Consider the following 22,921-nt stretch of genomic DNA (forward strand, 5'->3'; position numbering starts at 1 on the left):
CTCAATCCAGTACTTTCGGTACTAAAAACAAACCGTTTTCAGTCGCTGGTGCATTTTCCATGAGCTTTTCACGTTGATTGATTTCAGTCACTTCATCTTTACGCAAACGCTGCATCGCATCCTGAGGATGAGCCATTGGCTCGATATCTTCGACATTGGCCGCGTCCATCTGATCCACTAGATGAAGGATTCCGGATAGATCTTCAGAGTATTGTTCGATGCTTTCTTCTTTGATGGCGAGTCGCGCCAGAAAGGCTATTTTTTTGACTTCTTCAGGTGTCAGAGACATGTTATTACCGTGTAAATGTTGTAAGGATTCTGCTGGATTGCAGAAGCACTATTTAGTGTGGAGAAATTTAACATATAGATACGCGAATAGAAACGCGCTAAGAAAGGTTTTCTAGCTTGTTAACTGTTTAAATCAATTATGTTGATTTCCATACCACTGAAATACAAACCCTTTCCTAAGCTGAAGTTCATAGGCTGTTAATACCTATTAAAAAAAACGACCTGTAAGTAGGGGGGTGCCTTTTTGAATATCTGCAATTAGCTATCTAATTCTTTGGGTCTTAGCATCGCTGTCAGATCAGCATGGTGCATCATCAAATTCTTCCAGCTTACATCGGCATTTATTTTTACCACATTTGCGGTAGTAAATAACTTACCGTTACTTTGTTTGTATTGATGCGTTTCTGCAAAGCCACAAAGGTGTACCAATAAATCTTCCATCGCGGGGTTATGCCCCAGCAACATAACGCTGTCTATTGTCTCGTCTATATTCGTCAGAACATGCAATAGGGTTACGGTGTAGGCAGAGTAGATTTCAGAATTCCATTGTATGGATTCAATCGGGTAATTCAGCTCACTACAGAGTATTTTACTGGTCTGCTTTGCTCTGATTGCTGGCGATGAAATGGCCTTTTGTGGCAACCAACCGCGGTTAAGCATTTCTTCGCCGACACGCTTCGCATCGGCTTCACCTCGTGAACTCAACGGACGATCGAAGTCCGTTTCGGCATTACTATTCCAGGATGATTTTGCGTGCCTTGCGAGGTAGATTGTTTTCATAGTTAAATTATAGGTGGTTTACTTCTAATCTAAAAAAAAGCCCTATAAGTAGGGGGGTGTGTTTTTGACAAAAAAAATCCAGACACAGAGTCTGGATTTTTCTTTATTTGATTCGGATACTCAAAAACTATCGCATAGTCGTTAAGAATATCTTTAGCCAATATTATGAATGCGCTTCTTCTTTATTCGCAGCAGGGCTGTGAGTAATAAGCAAGTGAACTAATGCGACAAAACCAAGGTAGATTGAAGTAGTTTTCAAATAACCCGGTAAGTATTGCGCCACACTTGAAGCATATTGTGCAACACTCATCTCTTCGAACTTACCTGCGAACAGGTAAAAACCAGCATTAGAGATTAAGAAACATACCGCAACGCCTGCTACAGCTGAGGCGACAAAAGTCGCTAGGCCACGTGCATTTTCCTGATATTTATTCGCAAACCAACGACCTGCGAACCACATTGCTGCGTAAGCAGGAATCAAGAATGGATATGCTGGAGTGAAGCAATAATGTACGCCACCTTGCGCATCAATCACGATTAAATCGATCACAAACGCTGCCAGGAAGAATAAAGGAAACGCTAATTTTTTGAGTGAATCACCACGTAGATAAAAACCTACCATGAAGAAGATCGCCCAGGATGCATCAGCCATGTGACTGAATAAATTTCCGCGAGTTGCAATCATCAGCGCGAGTAAAGCACCACCAATGATTAATTGTGTTTTGGTCGTAATGTTATTTTTTACTGTATTCATATTTATTCTCAAATAAACGGACATATTTTTTCGTATCTATCATTGTAGTATAACTGATTAGCCTCAAACAATGCTAGATACGACCAAAATAGTGTTTTAAAGATCAATCCCGGACTGTGCTTTAAAACCGGCACGATACGCATGTTTTACATCTGCGATTTCCGAAACAGTATCGGCCAAATCAACCAGATATTCGTCTGCGCCTCTACCAGTGACCACAACATGCTGATCAAAGGGTCTATTCTGGATATCATCTAACACGCTATCCTGATCTAAATAGTTATAGTTTAAAAGATAAGTCAGCTCATCCAGCACTACCAAATCATAGCTTGGATCTTGCAACATGCTTTGTGCGACCTTCCAGCCATTTTCCGAGGTTTCTATATCCTGTGTTCTGTCTTGCGTATTCCAGGTAAACCCATCTCCCAACACATGCCAGTCCATTTTTTCATGCGATGAGAAGAACGCCTCTTCGCCGGTATCGGTTCGGCTCTTAATAAACTGACACACGCCTACTTTCATACCATGTCCCAATGAACGCGCCACCATGCCAAATGCCGAGCTGGATTTTCCTTTGCCATTTCCTGTTAAAACAAGCATGAGGCCTTTTGATTTATCAGACTTCTCAATTGCGCTATCGATGATTTTTTTCTTACGCTCCATACGAACTTTATGGCGTTTATTCCTCTCTGCTTCTTTTTGTACAGATTCTTTTGTTACCTTATCTTGTGCCATGTTTGTTCCTTAGAATTTAAATTTTGGGGCAGATTACGGGAGTATAATTCATCTTTGTGTATAACAAAGATAGAAACGAGACATATTCTTTAGCCTACCTGCCTACAGATCACTTTTACAAATGACTTTTACCGCTATACTACTGACGACTTACTTTTTCTTGCGATAATGTTGTGACTCAAAAAATACCCTCCACCCCATCTAGCAGCTTAATACTTGGCGGCGCACGCTCTGGCAAAAGCAGTTTCGCGGAGAATCTTGCCAAAGAATCTGGGCTGGACGTTATTTATCTGGCGACAGCAAATGCGTGGGATGAAGAGACCAAACAACGTGTTGAAAAACACAAATCTGATCGACCAAGTTCATGGAAAACCATTGAAGAGCCGATTCATTTAGCATCGTGTTTATTGCGGCATTCCAGACCTGAGAAAATCATCATCGTTGACTGCCTGACGATGTGGCTTAACAATTTATTGATGTTAGAGAATCCTGCGCAATTAAGACAAGAGCTTGATGATTTCCTCGACTGTGTTTCTAAACTTCAAGGCAGGGTCATCTTTGTTAGCAACGAAGTTGGCATGGGCATAATCCCCTTAGGCGAACTGACCAGAAATTTTGTTGATGAATCTGGTCGCCTACATCAAAAATTAGGCCATTTGGTGGAGAATGTCACCCTGATTGTGGCGGGCATCCCTTTAGTTGTTAAACCTCAACGTCATCAAACCACAACAATAATTAACGATAATTACTAAGATATTCAAATAGAGACACTTATGAACTGGATAACCACTCCCTGCCTTAATCGTGATTCACAATACAAAGAATATGCGATCGAAAGACAGTCGCAGCTCACCAAGCCACCAGGATCATTAGGGGAGTTAGAAAATATTGCAATTCGCTTAGCTGATTTACAGCAAACCAAAATCCCTTCAGCCAGCGATATTAGTATTGCAGTATTTGCCGCGGACCATGGTATTGCCAAGGAAGGAGTTTCTGCTTTCCCACAGGAAGTGACTGCACAAATGGTGATGAACTTCCTCAGTGGCGGTGCTGCAATCAGTGTATTGGCCAAACAATTAAATGCTAATCTGGAAATTGTTGATGTGGGTATTTTGACACCACTCCCAGAACAATCAGGTCTGATTATTGAACGCGCTGGCGCTGGTACAGAAAACGCTATCAATGGACCCGCGATGACAGAAGATCAGCTGGAAATAGCACTAACAGCGGGACATCATGTTATCGAAAGAGCCACCGAACGCGATGCGAAAATATTTATTGGTGGCGAAATGGGTATCGCCAATACCACCAGTGCTTCTGCATTGTATTGTGCGTTATTAGGGTTAACGCCCGAGGAAACAACAGGTGCAGGCACAGGGCTGGATGACGCGGGCATCCAACACAAAACCAAAGTCGTGGAGCAAATAATAAAAACCCATCATAAGTGGGGGGGTGACACTAAAGCCTTATTGCAACACATGGGTGGATTTGAGATAGCTGCTCTCACGGGCGCTTATATTCATGCCGCTCAAAATGGTTTAGCAATTATCGTAGATGGATTTATCAGTTCAGTTGCTGCTTTATGCTCAGTCAAAATCAATCCTTCTGTGAATGATTACTTATTCTTCTCGCACCTCTCGGCAGAGCACGGTCATCAAATAGTTTTAGAATCATTAAAGCAGAAACCTTTACTGGATTTGGGCATGCGTCTTGGTGAAGGAAGTGGCGCTGCGGTTGCTGCTAATTTGCTGATATCAGCCTGCACATTGCACAATCAAATGGCGACGTTTGCTGAAGCTGCGGTTGCAACTCAAATATAATGGCTCATTCATCAACGACTAAATCAACCGTGACATCGAACATCACAACACTGGATTTGTTACGCCATGGCAAGTTAGACACGCCTGGCATATTTTGCGCAGAGGCTTCTACGCCGGTAAGCGCTGAAGGCATGCAGGATTTAATCAATACGACCAAGGATGGCAGTTGGGATATCATTATTAGCTCACCCCAGCAACGCTGTGTCGTGTTTGCACAGAAACTTTCAAAAGACAAAAACTGTCCATTAGTGATTGATGATCGCTTCAAAGAGATGAACTTCGGTGACTGGGTGGGTAAAAAGTCGGATGAGTTATGGCAGCAATATCCTGAACAATACCAGCAACTATGGCAAACTCCAGACGACTTTGTCGCGATCAACGGCGAATCAATGCAGCAGTTTGCTGAGCGTATTCACTCGGGTTTACAAGACATTTTAAGCAGCTATCAAAATCAATCGATTCTGGTGATCACTCATGGTGGCGTTATTCGTCAGGTGCTATCTAAAGCCTTAGACCTTGATACCCTAGCGATGTTGAAGTTTTCAATTCATTACGCGCAACTCAATCGCCTTTTTTGTTATGAAGATGGCAATTTCTCTTTAGAGTTTTTAGGCAGAAAAAACTAATGAAACTTCAGGATTACAAAACACCCTTCCTGCTGGCTTTATCGTTGTTAACACGAATCCCGGCAGGTTCATTTACTGAAATCACGGATAAAGACTCTGGAAAATCAGCCCTGTTATACCCCTTGGTTGGTTTGATTATAGGGGCAATCATCTATTTACCTGTTTTGTTATTCCCCAATGCTCCTTCCTTGGTGCTCGCTGCAATCATTGTCACTATATGGGCGATAATCACAGGCGGTCTTCACTTGGATGGTTTGACAGACAGCGCCGATGGTTGGCTAGGCGGTTTGGGTGATCAGGAAAGAACCTTAAAAATAATGAAAGATCCTGTGGTAGGTGCGGCAGGTGCTATCGCCCTAGTCTGTTTTCTCCTACTAAAATTTGTATCCGTTACAGCGCTGATTGAAAGTGATTTAGCCTGGTTGATCATGGTTGCCCCTTTACTAGGCAGAACAATGATCTTGCTGACGTTTAAAACGACGCCTTACGCAAACAAGCAAGGCATGGCAAATACTGTTGTGGAAAACCTGCCTGAAAACACAAGCTGGGCGGTTCTGATCGCAGGTGCTGTGATCGGGTTTTTCGTTTCATTCTGGGGTGTTTTACTGGTTCTTATTGGCTTCTATTTTCTACGTCGATTAATGCTCAAACGCTTGGGCGGTTGCACAGGTGATACGGTAGGAGCAACCGTTGAAATCAGTGAAATGCTATTCATGCTGGGCGCTGTTTTAGTCGTATGATGTATTGCCTTTTTGTTGCTCCTTTAGCGTTATTATTAGATTTTCTATTAGGCGAGCCCTCAAGGTTTCATCCACTAATAGGATTTGGTCACCTTGCCAATTGGCTCGAGCAAAAGCTGAATCGAAAAAACGCGGGGTCTCAATTGCTCTGGGGAATACTTGCCTGGGGCCTAGCTGTGATACCGCTCGTGCTAATTACAGCGTTTATAAGCAATTCATTAGACTTGATTTTTCAAATACTGTTTGCAGCAATTTACGGCTGGCTAGCAATAGGCTGGAAAAGTTTGCTTCAACATGGTCAGGCCGTTTTTGATGCCTTATCGCAAAATGATTTAGCGCAGGCACGTATCAAAACCTCTTATATAGTAAGCCGGGATACCAGTGAATCTGACGAAACAGCCTTGAGCAAAGCAAGCATCGAATCACTTCTGGAAAATGGCTCTGATGCGATTTTTGCGCCACTCTTTTGGCTGGTCATTTTAGGCGCACCGGGCGTTATTCTTTATCGGTTAAGCAATACGCTAGATGCCATGTGGGGTTACCACAATGAGCGATTTGAATATTTTGGCAAATTCACAGCACGCATTGATGATGTAATGAATTATATTCCTGCACGTCTCTGCGCCCTACTCTATAGCATTTGTGGAGATACGAAACAGGCTCTTCATGCATGGAAAACACAAGCCAGTTCCTGGTATAGCCCAAATGCTGGAGTAGTGATGGCAACAGGTGCGGGAGCATTGAATATCAGCTTGGGAGGTTCGGCAATTTATCACGGACATTACAAAGAACGCCCTACTCTAGGCACGGCTACAGAACCATCATTTACAGATATTCAACGTGCAATGTCACTGATTGATAACGGCGTTTATTTGATCGCTACTGTTTTGGTTTTTATGGGAGTTCTTTACTATGCCTTCTAAAAAAGAACCTTCTAAAAAAATGCCTTCTGACAACTTTTCTAAAAACTCTACTAGTAACACACCTGTTAACACTCCCATTTACCAAGCAGCAAAAAACAACCACGGCGGCCAGTTAAAGCAAGCCAGTGAACAATACAAGATCCCCGAAGATCAATGGCTAGACCTATCTACTGGTATTAGCCCCTTTGTATACCCTCTGCCCGAGGTGCCGAATGAATGCTGGCAACGCTTACCAGAAACCAACGATGGTTTAGAAGAAGCTGCAAGCAATTATTATGGCAGCCCTTTTTTACTGCCAGTTGCAGGTTCGCAAGAAGCGATCCAAGGCTTACCCAAACTATTTAAGCAAAAATTGAGCGTAGGCATTATCAAACCTGCTTACCACAGTCACCAAAAAGCATGGGAAGATGCCGGGCATGAGATTGTGCTAATTGATCACGAGATGATTACATCAAGTCCAGATTCGGCTTCAAACAAAGACGTAATAGCATCAATCGATATATTGATTATCGTTAATCCAACGAATCCAGCAACACACCTCTACACCAAAGAAACACTTTCGAGCTTGCATCAACAGTTAAGCAAAAAAGGGGGCTGCCTAATCATTGACGAAGCCTTCATCGATGCCACACCCGAGTACAGTTTAATAGAACAAACCCCGTTACAAGGACTGATTGTGTTGCGCTCAATCGGAAAATTCTTTGGCCTTGCAGGAATTAGGTTGGGATTTGTCTGGGCTGAGGAGAATATTTTACAAGCGCTTGCTAAACAGCAAGACGATTGGTCTGTTAGCCACCCTGCGCGCTGGGCAGGCAAAGTGGCGCTTGCAGATAAAACTTGGCAACAACTACAAAGAGAGCGATTAATACCTGCCGCATTACGTTTAAAGGAATTGCTGTCTAAATCATTTAGCAAAAAAGTCCCTGTAAGTAGGGGGGTGGCTTTAAATACAGCGTTATTTGCTTATTTAGAAATAGAAACCGCCGCAGAGATTTATCAACTCCTTGCAGCACAAGGCGTGCTGGTGAGGTTGTTTAACGAATCAAATTATCAAAACAATGCGCTTCGTTTTGGGTTACCGGCCACTGAATTCGAGTGGACTCATTTGGAACAAGCCCTTGCAACGTTAAACAGCTAATAACGAATAAATTTAAGCACTGAATAAACCAGCGAATATCACTGTTTTTGCGTGATGCTGATGATATCGTCCATTGCTAAGCTGTCTTCAATCGCATCTGCCAAACGCTCTAATTGAGATTCTCGCTGAGTATTGATGTCGAACTGTTCGATGGTTGTAGCCCCCGCCCAATCCAGTATTGCTTGCAGACTATCCGGCGTATCGAAAAATCCATGCAAATAGGTACAAAGGATTTGATCATCTGTAGATATCGCGCCGTCAGGCTTAGCATCCTCATGATTGCTATCCAGTAAAACTGCTGGATTTTCCAATGCCTTGCCGTGCGTAATACCTGCGTGGATTTCATAGCCTGTAATTGGCGCGTCAGTAAAAGCGAGTTTTCCACCGACGTTTGTCAGTTGTTTTTCTGCCTGAAGCGTTGTGTGGAAATCCATCAAGGCCAGACCTATGTGGTCAGTGATTTCACCCTCTATACCCAGTGGGTCAGATATTGTTTTGCCTAGCATCTGGAGTCCACCACAAATACCGATAAGCTTACCGCCATATCGTAGGTGTTTATTAATCGCTTCTTCCCAGCCTTGAGATTTTAGCCATTGCAGATCAAAACCGACATTTTTACTGCCGGGTAAAATAATTAAGTCGGCGGGCGGTATCGTTTCTAGATGAGAAATATATTCAACGTCTAATTCGGGATGCAATCGTAACGGCTCAAAATCGGTGTGATTGCTGATATGCGGCAATCGCGGAATGATGATTTTAAATTGCTGATTATCGTCAGCTTTTACATTCTCGGGGACGGCATCTTCCGCATCCAAATGTAAACCATGCAAATAAGGCAATACGCCTAAAACAGGTTTACCGGTCTTTTCTTCTAGCCAATCCAGACCGCCTTGTAATAAAGCAATATCGCCACGAAAACGATTGATGACAAAGCCTTTGACCAAGGCTTGCTCTTCTTCACTCAGTAATTCTAATGTGCCTACCAAATGTGCAAACACACCACCTTTATCAATATCCGCAATTATAATGACAGGACAATTAGCTTTCAGAGCAAACCCCATATTAGCAATATCACCTTTACGCAGATTAATTTCTGCTGGGCTTCCTGCGCCTTCTACAAGGATATGTTGGTATTGCTCACTGAGCATATTGAACGAGTCAAACACAGCTTCCGCTGCTTTAGGCTTATATTCGTGGTAATCCAGCGCTTCCAGATTACCAATCGAGTGGCCTTGCAGGATAACCTGCGCTCCCGTATCGGTATTCGGCTTTAACAACACAGGATTCATATGCACGCTAAGTGGCACATTAGCGGCTTGCGCCTGTAGTGCTTGGGCACGCCCTATTTCGCCACCATCGGGAGTAACCGCGCTATTTAGCGCCATGTTTTGGGGTTTAAACGGCGCGACAGACATGCCACGCCGATAAAAGACTCGACACAAGCCAGCAACCAGAATGCTCTTTCCAGCATCGGAGGTTGTGCCTTGCACCATTAGTGCACCAGTGAGTTCTTGTTTAGCCATTTTCGGGATAGCTTCTAAAACTCTAATATCGGAATAAGAATATTAAGTACAAAAATGACTTATGAAGTACGAGCTTCTTGACTAAATTTGCTAGCTTGAATAAATGCCCAATGAACGACTGCAGCCATTGCCAGGTACATCACGGTTGTCTTCATAAACATCGGTAAGAATCTGGCAATACGACCGGCAAACTCAGCCATGCTTGTTTCTGCAAAGCGACCCGAGAAGAAGTAGAAGCCGCCGCTCGAAATAATATTACAGACCGTTATTCCAACAACTGCAGCACCGATAAAGTAAAGCAATCCACGTAGATTTTCGCTGTAATGATTAGAGAACCATCGCCCAGCCAACCATAAAGAGCCATAAGCTGGCGCTAAGAATGGATATGATATGGTAAAGCAGAAACTTTCTCCGCCCTTTGATTCAATCACAATCAGATCGACAATAAACGCAGCGAGTAAAAAAATCGGTAAACCTATCGCAGAGCGCAGATAAAAACCAAGGATAAAGAAAATTGCCCAGGAAGCATCTTGAATATGGTGAAAAAAATGACTGCGGGTAGTGATCAAAATCAGCATTAACAAACCACCAATCAAAAACGTTTGGTTTTTAGTTAAGGAACTCGCTTTAAATTCAGACATGTTGGACTCCACTTTAATAGGGTTGTACATACAACACCTCTCTGCTTTCTTTGGTACTTATAAAAGCCCTGATTAAATCAGGCAGAGAGGTTATCAACTAACAAATTTGAGACGCTTATTTAGGTGCGTATTTAACAGTGACCAATCCGTTTATGCCGTCCTGGTTATAACCAGAAGCCAGAGAGTAGTCTTTGTCTAGGGCATTAGCAATCTTTGCACCTACGCTCCAGTCTTTAGAAACTGCGTAGTTAGTACGAAGATCTAACGTTGTAAAGCCGCCTAATTTTACTGAATTATCCACATTTGCGTATCGTTCAGACTCGGCATGCACAGTTGCACCAATAGTGAATTTACCAAACTTACGATCCACATCGATATTTAAGATTTGCTCAGAACGATTTCTTAGTATTTTGCCTTTATTGTCCCCAGTGCGATTTTCTGGCTTTTGCAAAGTCACATTAGCAGCCACATCAAAACCCGCAAGTTTTGTTGCAAAAACGGCTTCTATTCCACGAATACGCGCTTCATCAATATTACTAACAGGGAAACCAGCGATTAAATTATCGATATCATTCTGGAACACGTTAACTTCCCAGGAACCGTTGCTGAACTTACCATCAAGACCCAATTCATAGTTTTCACTTTTTTCAGGCAACAAATCAGTGCTACCAAAACCAGGATAATAAAGCTGATTAAATGTAGGTGCTTTAAAAGCAGTCCCATATGAAGCCTTCAAGCGCATTGAATCGGTTAATTCCTGACCAAATGCGATGCCACCTGTGGTTTCTGAACCAAACTGCTCGTTATCGTCGTAACGTAAAGACGTATCGATATGTGTCTTATTCAGTTGTGTTGCATAACTAGCGAATACGCCGGTGTTATCGCGTGAAGTAACATCATATTCTGTATTGCTATCTACCTTTGCATCAACCCAGTCAGTACCCAACAATAGGTTGTTATTATTGTTGATAGCATAATTTGCGATTAAAGAGGCTGTATTTTGCTTGGTAGCGAAGTCACCGGTGAATGTGCCATCTTTAAAGTTATCGTTTTCATCTTTTGATTGACCAACGGTAAAACGTAAGTTCAGCTTATCTGTTACGTCAGCACTGAGGTTTGCACTAATAACTTCTTGTACAAAGTCAGACTCATTCTGAAAACCACCATCAAAATCAGTACTACCTTCCGCTCTTAAAATACTTACTCCACCTTTTACAGCGTCTGAGAATTTATGCCCCACATTCAGAGAAACACTCTCTCTTTCGTAGCCATCTCTATCCGGCTCATCGGCGAAACAGCCTGATGATGTTGAGTTACATGCATCAATACCATCTGTTTCTTCTTTAGAAACATTCAATTGGTATGTGGTTTTGTTGTTACCACCGGAAAGATTTACATTGCCTTTGTAGGTACTGTTGCTGCCTGCTGATAATGAAATCGATGGGCTAAAACCCTTCTGACCTTTTTTAGTGAATATCTGAATAACACCACCAATCGCTTCTGATCCGTAAAGACTAGAACGTGGGCCTCTAACAACTTCTATGCGATCGATTTGATCTACTGGAATATGTTGAAATGATGTTGAACCCAATGTTGCAGAACCTAGTCGAACGCCATCAACCAAAACCAATACATGACCTGAGTTTGTGCCACGTAAGAAAACAGAGGTGTTCTTACCTAAGCCACCCGTGTTTGAAATATTCAAACCTGGTACACGTGTAAGCGCCTGCTCAACGCTTAGATCCTGATGGAGACTGATATCTTCTTGAGTGATAACAGTAACTGGAGCCAAGGTTTTATTTGCAGTTACAGGACGACGATTTGCCGTAACGGTTAATTCGAGACTGCCATCATCACTAAGTGAAATGTTGTCAGACTCATCTGCAAAAACTGGAGATTGAAACGACGCAAGCATAATCGCAAGCACAGAAAAAGGAGCTACTTTTGTAGCTACAGGGGAGTATTTCATTGTATGACCTATTGTTTCAGCACCCGCCGTGCTGTTTAAAAAGTGAGCAACGAATCAGCATAACGCTTTCCCGTTGTCGTTTTCGCTAAGGCCGGTCTCCGGGCTTATGAATAGTGGCGAATGCCGATTAATACGTTTCTCCTTCCCACGCTATAAAAATTGCACAGTGGATATGAAACGACTAATTAGAATCAAAAAACAATCCCTACAAAAAGCCTCGTAAGTAGGGGGGTGCCTTTAAGATTCTGTATTCAATTACCGTTGCGGGGGCAGCTCTGGAATTATGTTTAAGTAGCAAAATCACTAACTAAATCATTCACCAGCTTCCCGTTTAATCCATTTGCTAATGCATCTGGACACCTAAAGCAGAGCGAAAGAATAGTGTGTTTAATGCAGGGTGTCTAGTGAAAGACCTTGAAACAGAAAGATTTAGCTTAAAATTAGAGCTTATATGAATCTTCTACCATCGATTTTGTGATTATTCCGTAGACTCGAGAGTTTTTATCCGCCTCTTCCTCATTAAACACGACATACAGCGCTTCAGCGCCCTGCACAAACTTCTCATGCGCCTGCTGCAAGTTAGCCTGTAAGGATATTGGGCTGAGTTGAAGACGGTTTGCGGGGATTTCAAACAGATTGATTTCTAATTCTTCAAGGTTTTCGATATCCGTCGTTTCGAGCGCTTCGTCCCCTACTTTTTCCGATTGCTGGGTTTGAATGTATTTGGCTAATTCAGTGATCGGCAACAAGGTTTTCAATTCGCCATCGCCATTATTAAGGAGTATCCAGTTCACATTGGCATCGGTGGTGATGAGTTTTTTAGCGGTTGCTGCATCGGTCAACGCAGACCTTCTGGAAAATTTATTATCCAGCACACTGGCAACACCGATTCCCCTTAACACTTGCAAAACGGGGTTGATATCGTAATCCAGACCATTGTTTCTCATCATGCTGATAAACAGTGATTGTTTATTAAACACTTCGCTCGCAGTGAGCTGGGCAATAACGATGGTAAGCATGCCCGGCATAATAATTCCGGGGTTATAAGTAAGCTCCATAATCGCGGTGAGTGCCGCCAAAGGCGCTTGCAAGCTAGCGCCAACCATTGCTCCCATTCCTAGAATGGCATAAAAGCCGATATCAGATGCATCATAGCCAAAGAAGTAAGAGGCTAAATATCCCACCATCCCACCGAGTGCTGCCCCAATAAAAAAGGCAGGGCCAATCATGCCGCCAGGCACACCTAAACCGACACAAAGGCTGGTCGCCAATAACTTGGCAAAGAACAAACCAAATAATACAGTGACAGTGTAACCACCTAATAATGCGGTATTGACCGTGTCATAACCAATACCAAACACTTCCGGATATACTAAACCAATGAGCGCAACAAATACTCCAGCAGCAATCACCTTCCACCAGATTTCGATGTGCTTGGTTTTGACGGAGATAACCTCAATCAAATGATTATAAAACGTCGCCCCAGCGCCAACCAGCAGTCCCAATAAAATAATTAATGGTAATTCAGCGAAAGACGAGAAATTAAAATCAGGGATACTAAATGCGGGTTCGCTACCCAGAATAAAGTTTGAAAGCCCGGTAGCAGTGACCGCCGCAAGCATAATCGGAATAAAACTCACCAAGGTGTATTCCATCATGATCACTTCAAGGGCAAAAATCACCCCTGCCAATGGCGTATTAAACGAAGCCGCTATTGCCGCCGCCGAACCGCTGGCTACCAATGTTCGAATACTATTATTCGGTAGATTTAAACTTTGCCCAAATAAACTACCCGACGCTGCACCAAGATAAATATGCGGACCTTCGCGGCCTACCGAATGACCACCGATGATAGCTATAGCTGCACCCACAAATTGCAGGATAAAACCCCTAACGGTCAAATACCCTTGATGATATGCCATGCGTTCCATGACGCGCGCCACACCTAATACCCGAAGGCCATTTGAAGCCTTGTAAAACAACAACGCTAATAACAAACCACTCACTATGGGAAATAACAAGCGCAAGCCAACGCTTAATGCTTCGTAATTTTCTGGTCCATCACCCGGCAATAAATAATCCTGAGTCTCTTCTACCAGCAAGCGAAAAACCACGATCACGGCACCGGTAATTAATCCGGAAATGAGACCAAGTAATGCAAGTTGCAGCAAAGCATCGGGACGCGCCAGCCTAAAATGAAAGGACTCCATCCACTGAGATTTTTTCTTTTTTATAATTTGTAGAAGTGGCGGCATATAAAAACTAGAATAATTATAAAGGCTTAATCTCTAAAGATTTTAACATTAATATCTGTCAAGATATCGCTCATGGAACAGTCAAATCAAACATCGGTAAATATCTCCCAGATTGCCTGTCACGACTGTGATTTATTGCAGAAAGTACCACAATTACGCGTTGGGCAAACGGCTAATTGTCTTCGATGCAATGCATTCTTATTCAAAAACCAGAAAAACTCAGTCGATAGAAGTCTGGCTTTTGCGATCACTGGATTAATTCTCTACATAATATCGAATATGTTTCCGTTATTGTCATTGCGAGCACTCGGCACTACGCAGGATGAAACCTTAATATCGACTTCAATATCGCTGTTTAAAGCTGATATGCCCTTACTCAGTATTGTCGTTCTGTTTACTACCGTCATTTTTCCCGCAACCACCTTACTCGGCACCATTTTTATACTTATACAGGTAAAAAGGGATACGTTTAACGATTATACCGCACCGTTATTTCGTTTTTTAAGAAGTACCGACACCTGGGGCATGCTGGAAATTTTCATGCTGGCATTGCTGGTTGCCATGGTAAAACTCGGTGACGTTGCTGAAGTGATATTTGGCACTTCCCTATATGCGTTTTGTTTGTTGATATTATCATTAACCATGTTGAGTCATTCGCTTAACCCGCATGATGTCTGGAGTAAATTAAGAAGGGACATAACGCAATGACACCCGCCATCACCGCGAAAGCCATCACCGCACGCGATGCCGGGTTTATATCCTGTCACTTTTGCAGTACATTGAGCAAAGTGCCTAAAGGCACAAACCTGAAAAAATCAGAACTGATTTGCCCCTGTTGTAAATCAACCATTCACTCGCGCAAACCCAATAGCATTAATCGAACATGGGCATTATTGATCGCTGCGATCATTTTATACATCCCTGCCAATACACTTCCCATAATGACCTTTACGCTGTGGGGTGACGGCCAACCAGACACCATTATCAGTGGCGTTATTCATTTAATGGATGGAGGCATGTGGCCCTTGGCATTATTGATATTTGTTGCAAGTATCTTTATACCCGTTCTAAAGTTAATTATACTCATGTTGCTAATGATCAGCGTCCAGACCAAAGCCCGCTGGAAGCCACAGGACAGAACTGCTTTGTACCGCGTTACCGAGTTTGTCGGCAGGTGGTCGATGGTTGATGTCTTTGTGATTGGGATTTTGGTCTCACTGGTTCAATTTGGAAACAGTGCGAATGTAACGCCGGGCCTGGGCTCGCTCTCATTTGCAGCAGTGGTCATTTTAACCATGTTTGCAGCACGCGCATTTGACCCTCGTTTGATATGGGATGTTTTAGAAACCGAAACAAACGTGGATAATACAGCGAATACTAAAACAGCATTAAGCAATGAAGATGATAAGCAGATGGTAAAACCATAACAATGGCTCACACCGAACCGAACCTTGACAACGGAATCAATCCAGACGAACTTCCTTTCGCTCAAGTAAATCCCAAAGCACGTTTTTCTTTAATATGGATCATTCCATTAACTGCAGCCTTAATTGGAGGCTGGTTAATTTACAAATATTACAGCGAACGTGGCACCATAATTAACATCACCTTCGATGAAGCTGCTGGCATTGAAGAAAAGAAGACACCGATACGCTATAAAGATGTAGTTGTTGGCAAAGTGAGAAGACTCCGCTTAACAGAAGACCTTAACAAGGTAAGAGTCACAGCCGAAATTTACCCTGAAATGGCTGAAAATCTTGGCACCAACACACGATTCTGGGTTAAAAAACCCCGCATTACACTTCAGGGTGTAAGCGGCCTCGATACTCTATTATCAGGTGTTTATATCGGGCTTGATCCCGGCGCCAAAAGTGAGCCATTAGATAATTACCTAGGACTTTCAACCGCTCCCTTTATCACAAATGATGCAAGCGGCACACGCATTGCAATGCGTACTGAAAATCTTGGCTCGTTAGATATTGGCTCTCCTGTTTATTACAACAAAATTAATGTCGGTGAAGTCACAAGTTACCGATTAAATTCAGACACCGAAAGTATTGATGTATTCATCTACGTGCATGAGCCGTATGACAAACTAATCAAGAGCAATACACGCTTCTGGAATGCCAGCGGTATAGAAGTGGATATTACAGCGACTGGCATATCTACCAGAATGGAATCGATGACTTCCCTTCTTATTGGGGGCATCGCTTTCGAAACACCTAAAGACGGTGTCAGCAAAGAGATTAGTGGCGAGAACGCTTTCACGCTGTATGATTCCTATAAAGTCGCTCAGGAAAATACCGAGCTTTATAATAAGCTGTTTTACACGATGTATTTTGATGATTCGCTACATGGCCTCACAGAAGATTCAAGCATTGAATACAGCGGCGTCAAAGTCGGCAGAGTCGAAAAAATATCACTTCAGCACGATGCCGCAAATGACAACATCAAGGCGGCAGTAAAAGTCTCTTTACGTATTGATAAATTTTCGAACAAAGCAGACGCAAAAGAAGCTGAAGAAAAACTCCAAAGCCTCGTCGAAGAAGGCCTTCAAGCACAATTAGTAGTCGACAGCTTACTAACAGGCTCACAATATATTTCACTTCATGTTCCACCCAGCAGATTGATAACCGGTGAAAAAGGGAGAAATGAATTTGCCCTGATGCCTACCAGCATTAAAAAAGCATCAAGATTCCCCACTACCGCAGCACAGTCAACGTTGATGAATTTCGATGCTACGGAAATATCAGAGGCTTTAACCGATACACTATCTAGCGTGAAAGCCTTGATCAATTCGGATGACATCAAAAAGACGCTCAATGGACTTGCCAATACCACTGCGAACCTAGACCGAATTACGAGTCAGTTAGACAAAGAAGGCTTCTCTAAAGAACTGGTGAATACTTTGGCGAGTGCTAAAAAGACCACTGAATCTATCAACCGATTAATGCTCGATGCACAGAAGGCTGTCGTTACGATTACATCGGCAACCGATAAGCTGCAAAAAGACGCAGGGCATACCTTACAAACCTTCAGCAATGTCGGAAATAAGCTTGAGCAAAACGCTGCTAAAACCATGCAAAGCATCAATAGAACCAGTAACACGCTGGATGCAGGCTTAAAATCAACCTTGAGTGAAGATTCAGCATTGCAACATCGCTTACAGGTTTTGATTAATGAATTAACTGAAGCATCCAGGTCTTTTTCTGTTCTGGCTGATACGCTTCAACGCAAACCTGATTCGCTTATTTTTGGTAAATAAACCGAAAATAGCGAGTCGCTTATACTAGTAAAAAAGCAGTAAATATCTTACAAAAAAAGTAAAACAACATGATTAAAATTAAAGCCTTACCTGTTTTTATTCTTATTTTGAGCGCTGTTGCTGGTTGTAGCAGTACCCCTTCATCATCAAATCTGGGCGGCACTCACTTTTATTCGCTGTCATCCATGAAACCCAGTTCAGCAGTAACGGCTAACAAAATCAGCATTGGCATTGGTCCAGTTGAGATACCGCGATTACTTAATCGACCACAAATAGTAAGCCGCAAGAACAAGTCTGAAATCATCATGTCGGAAAAGCATCAATGGGGTGGTTCTTACAAAGAAGAACTTAACAAAGCCATCACCGATAACCTTTCGATATTACTCAAAACCGAGCGCATAGAACAATATCCGTGGAAATCTACCTTTAAACCAGATTATCAGGTGCGTATCAATATCGAGAGCTTTGACGGTGATATAAATAGCCCAACGCAAAGAGACGTTACGCTTAATGCCCGTTGGCGATTAATCAAAAATGATAAAGAATTACTGGTAAAACGTGCGTTAATAACAGTCCCACTTAAGAATTCAGGGTATGCTGCTTATGTAAACGCCCAGAGCGAAGCCATCAATCGTTTTAGTCACGACATTGTGGCGCAGATTCGCAAACAACCCTAGTTCATTGATTATTAATAAATTGGTTTTAAAAAAATGACACAAGGGAGAAGAGCCACCTAAAAGGAATGTATACATCATACAGGGAAAGATTTTAATCAGTGCATGCCTCATCGGCAATCCGGTTCGCTACAATGGCTCAGATTTGCTGTTGGACCACCCTCTATTGACTAAATGGAGGGATGAGGAACGTTTAGTCCCAATTTGTCCAGAAGTTGCTGGCGGATTACCTGTTCCGCGCCTGCCCGCTGAGATTCAATTTGGCGATGCTGAAAAAGTCCTTGATGGGAAAGCACAAGTACTACAAATAGATCAGTCAGATGTTACAAAAGCGTTTATAGATGGCGCCAACAAAGCATTAGAACTTGCTTTAGCGACTCACTGCAAAGTTGCAATACTCACAGAAAGAAGCCCCTCATGTGGTAGCAGTATGATTTTTGATGGCACCTTCACCAATGAGAAAATTCTCGGTATCGGCGTGACTACCGCCTTATTAGAAAGAAACAATATCCGGGTCTTTAATCAAAACCAGTTAGATGAACTCGACTACTATTTACAAAATAATTAGAATAGTCGAATGGTTTCAAGTTATTACATATAGTCACCCCCCTACTTACAGGCAGTTTTTTAGAAAATAATTCACGATTAAATCAATAAAGATAATTACCATCAGGACCAGAATATGTACGGAGAAATAAACACCAGCAAAAGCCTTCTGGCTTCATTTAAAATGTCAGAAGTCGCTATGCGATATAACCAGTTTGTTTCCCGGGCTTATAACTTATCCAAATCTCTAGGTTTTACACCTGGCAAAATCATGCCGTCACGCGCTTTTTGTTCGGATGAAAGTCAGGGGTATCCAATTATTCTGATAGCGAAAAATTTTGGTGTTTTTCCGTTTGATCATGGTCAGGTTGGCGCTGTTATTTCTACTGACCGACATGGTCCACACGCCCACCATGGTAAAGATTTAGTCATTATCCATGCCAGCCATGTTGGCTATGATCCAGAATCAGGGACCTTTGGGGTCTATCGTCGCCTTCAAACCGACAACCATGAAGAATCTACGAGCTGCGGAAAAGTATGCGCATCATTAGACTGGTATTCTAAAGAGTTTGAATTTGCCAGCACCAACATCTTATTGTCAAAAGAAGGGGATGAAAACCTCATCACTATCGACAACCGACTTTTGAACAGTGAACGCGAACAAGGCTTGATGTTAAAACTGGATACACTTATCGAAAAATCTGAATCTGGGCAAATTAATGCCATAAAAAGCCTCAGCACGTCCAAAGTCTTTCCTGCATCCGCACAGCTAATAGAATCTATTGGCAATGACTTTTGCCCAAATAATAAACCGATGGAAATTGGTAAGTATTTAAGCCCTGACTCATTTAGTTTCAGAAGACAATCGAATGACCATTTGGAAAATAACCTGATTAATGCGATGCCTTATATCGTTACGTCTAAGTGGCCTGCACTGAAAGCCGCCCAGGTAAATACCCAAGTCGAATTCGATAATGCCTTTCGTAGCGTAGTGCAGGAGCCAGAGTATCAGGGTAAACGCTTATTATTTATTTCTGGTTTGAATGTGGATATTTCTCCACAAAAGGGACAGCTGTTTCCGTTAACTAAATTCATACCTTGGGCTGCCTACCATCAAACTACTGATGGCAAACATGAAACATGGGAACAGGCTGAACTATATGATCGTTTGAAGTCACAATCGACCGAAAACCCCGATGAGGTTGACCTTGAAGAGGCAATCAAGATCATGGGATCTGTTGAAGAAATAAAACTGCCATTTTAAAAATGGTTTTTACACCCCCCTACTTTGGGGCAGTTTTTTAACATAGCGCTTTATTAATTATTCTTTTATTAGTGCTCTTCACTTATAGCTCATTAGTTACTGTTCAATATTTACTGTTCATTATTTACTGATCGTCTACAGTAAATAACCCTTGGATATTATTACTGGGATCAGCATCTTCTGATAAGCCAAAAGCACCGAGAATAGCTTCGGCATTGTCACCAATAAAGTCACCAGCAATAAAGCCACTCGCATCTCGCGGAGGGCTCGCTGTGTTAGGGTCCGAATCTATGACACTGGCGCCATTCATTTGAAGGTCAAGATCACCCGAAGTAATCTGCCCTTCGAATACAGCGACCCACGTCTCATTCGGTGTATTGGCAGATAATGCGCCATTGCTTACCGCGCCTGACTCGAAATTCACATCCATTTGCACTTGCAGATTACTAGCGGCTCCCGCTGTGGCACTTAATAGACTATTCGAGACATTATCATAGCGATTAAAAGCTCCTGTTCTGGCGCTGACAACATCGGGATCAGTCGCTTCATAGGTCGCCCAAAGGAGGCCTCTATTACTTGAATCATCGACATTTCTACTTGCCAACGTAGAATTAAACTCGCCCCAATATCCCCAGCTCACCGCATAACCACCGACGGATTGTTCGTAATTTTGTACGGCACTTCCTGCTGCATTATCGAGCACATTCAAACCCACATTAAAAGTTGGTGTTGCCGTGTTTAATTCTGATGCCGAAACATCCAGCTCTGTTGAAGGTCGCGTTTGGTCAATCGCAAAAGCACTTACCTCGTAAGTCACTTCAGGGGGAGGAACAACTGGTGGCGTGGTTGGCGGCGTTACTGGAGGCTCAACGGGTGGTGTTACAGGCGGAGTAGCCGGAGGTGTAACTGGCGGTTGACTATTGCTTATCACTTCAATGCTAGGATCCAATAGAACAGGTCTAGCCAACAGCTCCTTACCCGTCACGTAATTCGCATCTAATACATTATTAGCCGCAGGTATTTTAATGTTTGAGCTGTGTCCATCTCTAAATACATCGGGAACTTCATCTAAGCCGGTACATTTTCCCAAGCGATCAATAAAGATAAACATGAAAGGCTTGGAACGCCCTAATAATATATTGCAACCACTACGTAAACGCGCACGCAAATGGATGACGCCTTCCCAGACCGCAACATACATACCATTAGAGACAATTTCTACCTCGTAATCCGTGCCGCGAATACCAATGGTCGCCAGAGGTGTTCTGAGTTCATAGGCTTTTTTATTACCTTTACCAATGGCTCCGGTGATTGTTCTTAAACCACCCGACAACAGTTCCAGTAACGCAGAGTTGCTAGTCTCACCTTCAACAAACTGGTATTTTTTAATTTGTAATACTGAGTTTTCCTGGAGAGAAATTAACGCCTGATCAATCATTCTAAACTGCGCGCGACCGTCTTTACCCACTCGAATTTCATCTTTCTCATAAATATTCGAACGACGTTTTAACGTAATGTTTTTCCCATCGCGTTGCCCGATGACTTCTCCACGGGTCAAGAGCGTTTTACCCGCTTCTTTTTCTGCCGCCAAGACCTTGGTATTTGCGAATGCCGATAAAACAATCAGACAAACAGAAAATACAATTGTTTTATTAATCCCAGTCATAGCGAATACCTACTTTTACTTCGTTTCTTTTTGCATCGTATAGATCCAGATTACTTTGATTATTGATGTGTCTTGCCTGCGCAACAAACGCGAGCTCATCATTAAAGCGATGCTCATGACCCACTTTAAAGATGAATCGATCATCGCTGCGTTTATTATCGTAAATCGCATAAGCTTGCTGATGTTTGTAATGGCGATAATCGAGCCCCAGGTAGGTTCTATCTTTCTTATTCCACTCTTTGACTGCCCAATACCCTATTCCACTAATATTTCGGCTGTATTGTTTACCTTCGGACTTGTCTGGCCACTCCTTACCCAAATAAAGATTCAACTGATGTTGCGTGTCACCAACTTGTTTATCAATCCGGCCTGAAACTATTGCTCTACTTCTATCGCTGAGCGTAACCTTTTTGTTGTCATACTTTTCGATACTCAGTTTAAGGCTCCCTACCTGAGAGGAGCCTATGGATTTTCGAGCAATAGCATCAACACCAATAGTATTTGAATACAACTCCCCACCTAGCATCACAGGGCGCGTTCTGCCCACTAATTGATATTGTTTTTTCGCATGGTTAAAGGTGATACCCGTGCGCAAATCCAAATCAGTTACATTGAAATCAGAATTTTTAAAATACTCTCGGTGAGTTGCATTCGCCGTAAAAAACGTACTTTTCACTTTATTCTTCAAGGTGCGATGTTTGAATTGGAACTTTCCCTCCGCAAAACCACTGCCCTGCTTCACCGAAGAATCATTCAACGTCACCACCCCAAAATCAGGAAGATCAATCTCAGCATTATCGTAGCCAAAATTGATATTATCATCGTAACCAAATGACAATGACGCGAGGCTCTTAGTGACAGAACGCTGTGTGATTCTATCTCCTTTTTTCTCTAATTCTGCCAGATAAGCCTGTACTTTTTTTCTCACAACAGGCGGGGGATTTAAATTCAAAACATCATTGAATTCTTTTTTTGCGGCGAATGAGTTATTAAGGCTTAAGTATGCGCGAGCAAGCTCTAAGCGAGGACGAATAACATTTGGACTATTGACTGTTACACGATCCAAAGCAAAAACAGCTTCGTTATAATTCCCTGATTGCAAGGCGGAGAACCCGTAAAGATAATCAAAACGTGGGTCGCCTTCGTTTTGTGAACGGATTTTTGAAGCATACTGAAACGCAAGTGAATACTTTTTCTCCTTAACGAGTTTTTCTAGTTTTGGATAATCATTAGCACTTGCAAATGTAATTGATGCCATCAGCAAACTTACATAAAGAAGAAGAGTCCATTGTGAAACTAATTTGATCATCAATA

The 22,921-nt window shown here is 42.5% G+C and carries 22 protein-coding genes and 1 riboswitch; of the genes, 12 read left to right on the forward strand and 10 right to left on the reverse strand.

Annotation, left to right across the window (positions count from 1 at the left end):
- Position 1 precedes the first annotated feature (1 nt).
- From gatC to cobO, 4 genes are all read right to left on the reverse strand, one after another.
- Positions 2–289: an Asp-tRNA(Asn)/Glu-tRNA(Gln) amidotransferase subunit GatC gene (gatC, locus tag EV695_RS02080; RefSeq protein WP_131904253.1), complete on the reverse strand. Its 288-nt coding sequence runs from the start codon at positions 287–289 to the stop codon at positions 2–4.
- Positions 290–546: 257 nt separating this feature from the next.
- Positions 547–1,068: a SixA phosphatase family protein gene (locus EV695_RS02085; RefSeq protein WP_131904254.1), complete on the reverse strand. Its 522-nt coding sequence runs from the start codon at positions 1,066–1,068 to the stop codon at positions 547–549.
- 163 nt (positions 1,069–1,231) lie between these two features.
- Positions 1,232–1,822 (reverse strand): hypothetical protein, encoded by a 591-nt coding sequence (locus EV695_RS02090; protein WP_131904255.1) that lies wholly within the window; start codon positions 1,820–1,822, stop codon positions 1,232–1,234.
- Positions 1,823–1,918: 96 nt separating this feature from the next.
- Positions 1,919–2,557 carry a cob(I)yrinic acid a,c-diamide adenosyltransferase gene (gene cobO / locus EV695_RS02095; protein WP_131904256.1) on the reverse strand — a complete coding sequence of 213 codons (639 nt, stop codon included), beginning with the start codon at positions 2,555–2,557 and terminating at the stop codon, positions 1,919–1,921.
- A gap of 173 nt (positions 2,558–2,730) precedes the next feature.
- Between cobO and cobU the strand changes: the two genes are divergently transcribed.
- The 6 genes from cobU to cobD are packed head-to-tail and all read left to right on the forward strand — an operon-like array spanning position 2,731 to position 7,804.
- Entirely contained in the window at positions 2,731–3,309 is a 579-nt protein-coding gene (gene cobU / locus EV695_RS02100) for a bifunctional adenosylcobinamide kinase/adenosylcobinamide-phosphate guanylyltransferase (protein WP_243651427.1), read from the forward strand.
- Positions 3,310–3,330: 21 nt separating this feature from the next.
- Positions 3,331–4,377, forward strand: coding sequence for a nicotinate-nucleotide--dimethylbenzimidazole phosphoribosyltransferase (gene cobT / locus EV695_RS02105; RefSeq protein WP_131904257.1), 1,047 nt, complete (start codon positions 3,331–3,333; stop codon positions 4,375–4,377).
- Entirely contained in the window at positions 4,377–5,003 is a 627-nt protein-coding gene (locus EV695_RS02110) for a histidine phosphatase family protein (RefSeq protein ID WP_131904258.1), read from the forward strand. The genes cobT and EV695_RS02110 overlap by 1 nt, the downstream gene beginning before the upstream one ends.
- The gene (gene cobS / locus EV695_RS02115; protein ID WP_131904259.1) at positions 5,003–5,743 is read left to right on the forward strand and encodes an adenosylcobinamide-GDP ribazoletransferase; all 741 of its coding nucleotides are present in this window, start codon (positions 5,003–5,005) and stop codon (positions 5,741–5,743) included. Before EV695_RS02110 ends, cobS begins: the two co-directional genes overlap by 1 nt.
- Positions 5,740–6,666, forward strand: a complete 927-nt coding sequence (cbiB, locus tag EV695_RS02120) for an adenosylcobinamide-phosphate synthase CbiB (protein ID WP_131904260.1) — start codon at positions 5,740–5,742, stop codon at positions 6,664–6,666. The genes cobS and cbiB overlap by 4 nt, the downstream gene beginning before the upstream one ends.
- Positions 6,656–7,804 (forward strand): threonine-phosphate decarboxylase CobD, encoded by a 1,149-nt coding sequence (gene cobD, locus EV695_RS02125; protein ID WP_207906924.1) that lies wholly within the window; start codon positions 6,656–6,658, stop codon positions 7,802–7,804. Before cbiB ends, cobD begins: the two co-directional genes overlap by 11 nt.
- A 38-nt stretch (positions 7,805–7,842) precedes the next feature.
- On the opposite strand, the gene EV695_RS02130 is transcribed toward cobD, so the two are convergent.
- From EV695_RS02130 to EV695_RS02145, 4 genes are all read right to left on the reverse strand, one after another.
- Positions 7,843–9,327: a cobyric acid synthase gene (locus tag EV695_RS02130; protein ID WP_207906925.1), complete on the reverse strand. Its 1,485-nt coding sequence runs from the start codon at positions 9,325–9,327 to the stop codon at positions 7,843–7,845.
- Positions 9,328–9,386: 59 nt separating this feature from the next.
- Positions 9,387–9,968, reverse strand: a complete 582-nt coding sequence (locus EV695_RS02135; protein WP_131904261.1) for a hypothetical protein — start codon at positions 9,966–9,968, stop codon at positions 9,387–9,389.
- Positions 9,969–10,083: 115 nt separating this feature from the next.
- On the reverse strand, positions 10,084–11,937 hold the full coding sequence (locus tag EV695_RS02140; protein WP_131904262.1) for a TonB-dependent receptor domain-containing protein: 1,854 nt from the start codon (positions 11,935–11,937) through the stop codon (positions 10,084–10,086).
- Between the two features lie 72 nt (positions 11,938–12,009).
- A riboswitch (cobalamin riboswitch) is annotated at positions 12,010–12,316 on the reverse strand.
- Positions 12,317–12,377: 61 nt separating this feature from the next.
- On the reverse strand, positions 12,378–14,147 hold the full coding sequence (locus EV695_RS02145; protein ID WP_207906926.1) for a chloride channel protein: 1,770 nt from the start codon (positions 14,145–14,147) through the stop codon (positions 12,378–12,380).
- Positions 14,148–14,264: 117 nt separating this feature from the next.
- On the opposite strand from EV695_RS02145, the gene EV695_RS02150 reads away from it, so the two are divergent.
- From EV695_RS02150 to EV695_RS02175, 6 genes are all read left to right on the forward strand, one after another.
- Positions 14,265–14,900, forward strand: coding sequence for a paraquat-inducible protein A (locus EV695_RS02150; RefSeq protein WP_131904264.1), 636 nt, complete (start codon positions 14,265–14,267; stop codon positions 14,898–14,900).
- Complete coding sequence (locus EV695_RS02155) at positions 14,897–15,619, forward strand: paraquat-inducible protein A (protein ID WP_131904265.1); 723 nt, start codon at positions 14,897–14,899, stop codon at positions 15,617–15,619. Before EV695_RS02150 ends, EV695_RS02155 begins: the two co-directional genes overlap by 4 nt.
- 2 nt (positions 15,620–15,621) lie before the next feature.
- Positions 15,622–17,457 (forward strand): PqiB family protein, encoded by a 1,836-nt coding sequence (locus EV695_RS02160; protein ID WP_131904266.1) that lies wholly within the window; start codon positions 15,622–15,624, stop codon positions 17,455–17,457.
- A 68-nt stretch (positions 17,458–17,525) separates the two neighbouring features.
- Positions 17,526–18,134, forward strand: coding sequence for a PqiC family protein (locus EV695_RS02165; RefSeq protein ID WP_131904267.1), 609 nt, complete (start codon positions 17,526–17,528; stop codon positions 18,132–18,134).
- Positions 18,135–18,228: 94 nt separating this feature from the next.
- Positions 18,229–18,699 carry a 2-thiouracil desulfurase family protein gene (locus tag EV695_RS02170; RefSeq protein WP_279388028.1) on the forward strand — a complete coding sequence of 157 codons (471 nt, stop codon included), beginning with the start codon at positions 18,229–18,231 and terminating at the stop codon, positions 18,697–18,699.
- Positions 18,700–18,813: 114 nt separating this feature from the next.
- A complete protein-coding gene (locus tag EV695_RS02175) occupies positions 18,814–19,941 on the forward strand; it encodes a hypothetical protein (protein WP_131904269.1) in 1,128 nt (375 codons plus the stop codon).
- Positions 19,942–20,065: 124 nt separating this feature from the next.
- On the opposite strand, the gene EV695_RS02180 is transcribed toward EV695_RS02175, so the two are convergent.
- A complete protein-coding gene (locus EV695_RS02180) occupies positions 20,066–21,607 on the reverse strand; it encodes a FecR family protein (protein WP_131904270.1) in 1,542 nt (513 codons plus the stop codon).
- Positions 21,594–22,916 (reverse strand): tetratricopeptide repeat protein, encoded by a 1,323-nt coding sequence (locus EV695_RS02185; protein ID WP_131904271.1) that lies wholly within the window; start codon positions 22,914–22,916, stop codon positions 21,594–21,596. The genes EV695_RS02180 and EV695_RS02185 overlap by 14 nt, the downstream gene beginning before the upstream one ends.
- Between the last annotated feature and the right edge of the window lie 5 nt (positions 22,917–22,921).

This window comes from Cocleimonas flava (assembly GCF_004339015.1).
In the GTDB taxonomy this organism is placed as follows: Bacteria; Pseudomonadota; Gammaproteobacteria; order Thiotrichales; family Thiotrichaceae; genus Cocleimonas; species Cocleimonas flava.

What these genes read in the sequence shown, in the direction of transcription:
- gatC (WP_131904253.1), bottom strand. Translation starts at nt 289, where the DNA reads ATGTCTCTGACACCTGAAGAAGTCAAAAAAATAGCCTTTCTGGCGCGA.
- EV695_RS02085 (WP_131904254.1), bottom strand. Translation starts at nt 1,068, where the DNA reads ATGAAAACAATCTACCTCGCAAGGCACGCAAAATCATCCTGGAATAGT.
- EV695_RS02090 (WP_131904255.1), bottom strand. Translation starts at nt 1,822, where the DNA reads ATGAATACAGTAAAAAATAACATTACGACCAAAACACAATTAATCATT.
- cobO (WP_131904256.1), bottom strand. Translation starts at nt 2,557, where the DNA reads ATGGCACAAGATAAGGTAACAAAAGAATCTGTACAAAAAGAAGCAGAG.
- cobT (WP_131904257.1), top strand. Translation starts at nt 3,331, where the DNA reads ATGAACTGGATAACCACTCCCTGCCTTAATCGTGATTCACAATACAAA.
- EV695_RS02110 (WP_131904258.1), top strand. Translation starts at nt 4,377, where the DNA reads ATGGCTCATTCATCAACGACTAAATCAACCGTGACATCGAACATCACA.
- cobS (WP_131904259.1), top strand. Translation starts at nt 5,003, where the DNA reads ATGAAACTTCAGGATTACAAAACACCCTTCCTGCTGGCTTTATCGTTG.
- cbiB (WP_131904260.1), top strand. Translation starts at nt 5,740, where the DNA reads ATGATGTATTGCCTTTTTGTTGCTCCTTTAGCGTTATTATTAGATTTT.
- cobD (WP_207906924.1), top strand. Translation starts at nt 6,656, where the DNA reads ATGCCTTCTAAAAAAGAACCTTCTAAAAAAATGCCTTCTGACAACTTT.
- EV695_RS02130 (WP_207906925.1), bottom strand. Translation starts at nt 9,327, where the DNA reads ATGGCTAAACAAGAACTCACTGGTGCACTAATGGTGCAAGGCACAACC.
- EV695_RS02135 (WP_131904261.1), bottom strand. Translation starts at nt 9,968, where the DNA reads ATGTCTGAATTTAAAGCGAGTTCCTTAACTAAAAACCAAACGTTTTTG.
- EV695_RS02140 (WP_131904262.1), bottom strand. Translation starts at nt 11,937, where the DNA reads ATGAAATACTCCCCTGTAGCTACAAAAGTAGCTCCTTTTTCTGTGCTT.
- EV695_RS02145 (WP_207906926.1), bottom strand. Translation starts at nt 14,147, where the DNA reads ATGGAGTCCTTTCATTTTAGGCTGGCGCGTCCCGATGCTTTGCTGCAA.
- EV695_RS02150 (WP_131904264.1), top strand. Translation starts at nt 14,265, where the DNA reads ATGGAACAGTCAAATCAAACATCGGTAAATATCTCCCAGATTGCCTGT.
- EV695_RS02155 (WP_131904265.1), top strand. Translation starts at nt 14,897, where the DNA reads ATGACACCCGCCATCACCGCGAAAGCCATCACCGCACGCGATGCCGGG.
- EV695_RS02160 (WP_131904266.1), top strand. Translation starts at nt 15,622, where the DNA reads ATGGCTCACACCGAACCGAACCTTGACAACGGAATCAATCCAGACGAA.
- EV695_RS02165 (WP_131904267.1), top strand. Translation starts at nt 17,526, where the DNA reads ATGATTAAAATTAAAGCCTTACCTGTTTTTATTCTTATTTTGAGCGCT.
- EV695_RS02175 (WP_131904269.1), top strand. Translation starts at nt 18,814, where the DNA reads ATGTACGGAGAAATAAACACCAGCAAAAGCCTTCTGGCTTCATTTAAA.
- EV695_RS02180 (WP_131904270.1), bottom strand. Translation starts at nt 21,607, where the DNA reads ATGACTGGGATTAATAAAACAATTGTATTTTCTGTTTGTCTGATTGTT.
- EV695_RS02185 (WP_131904271.1), bottom strand. Translation starts at nt 22,916, where the DNA reads ATGATCAAATTAGTTTCACAATGGACTCTTCTTCTTTATGTAAGTTTG.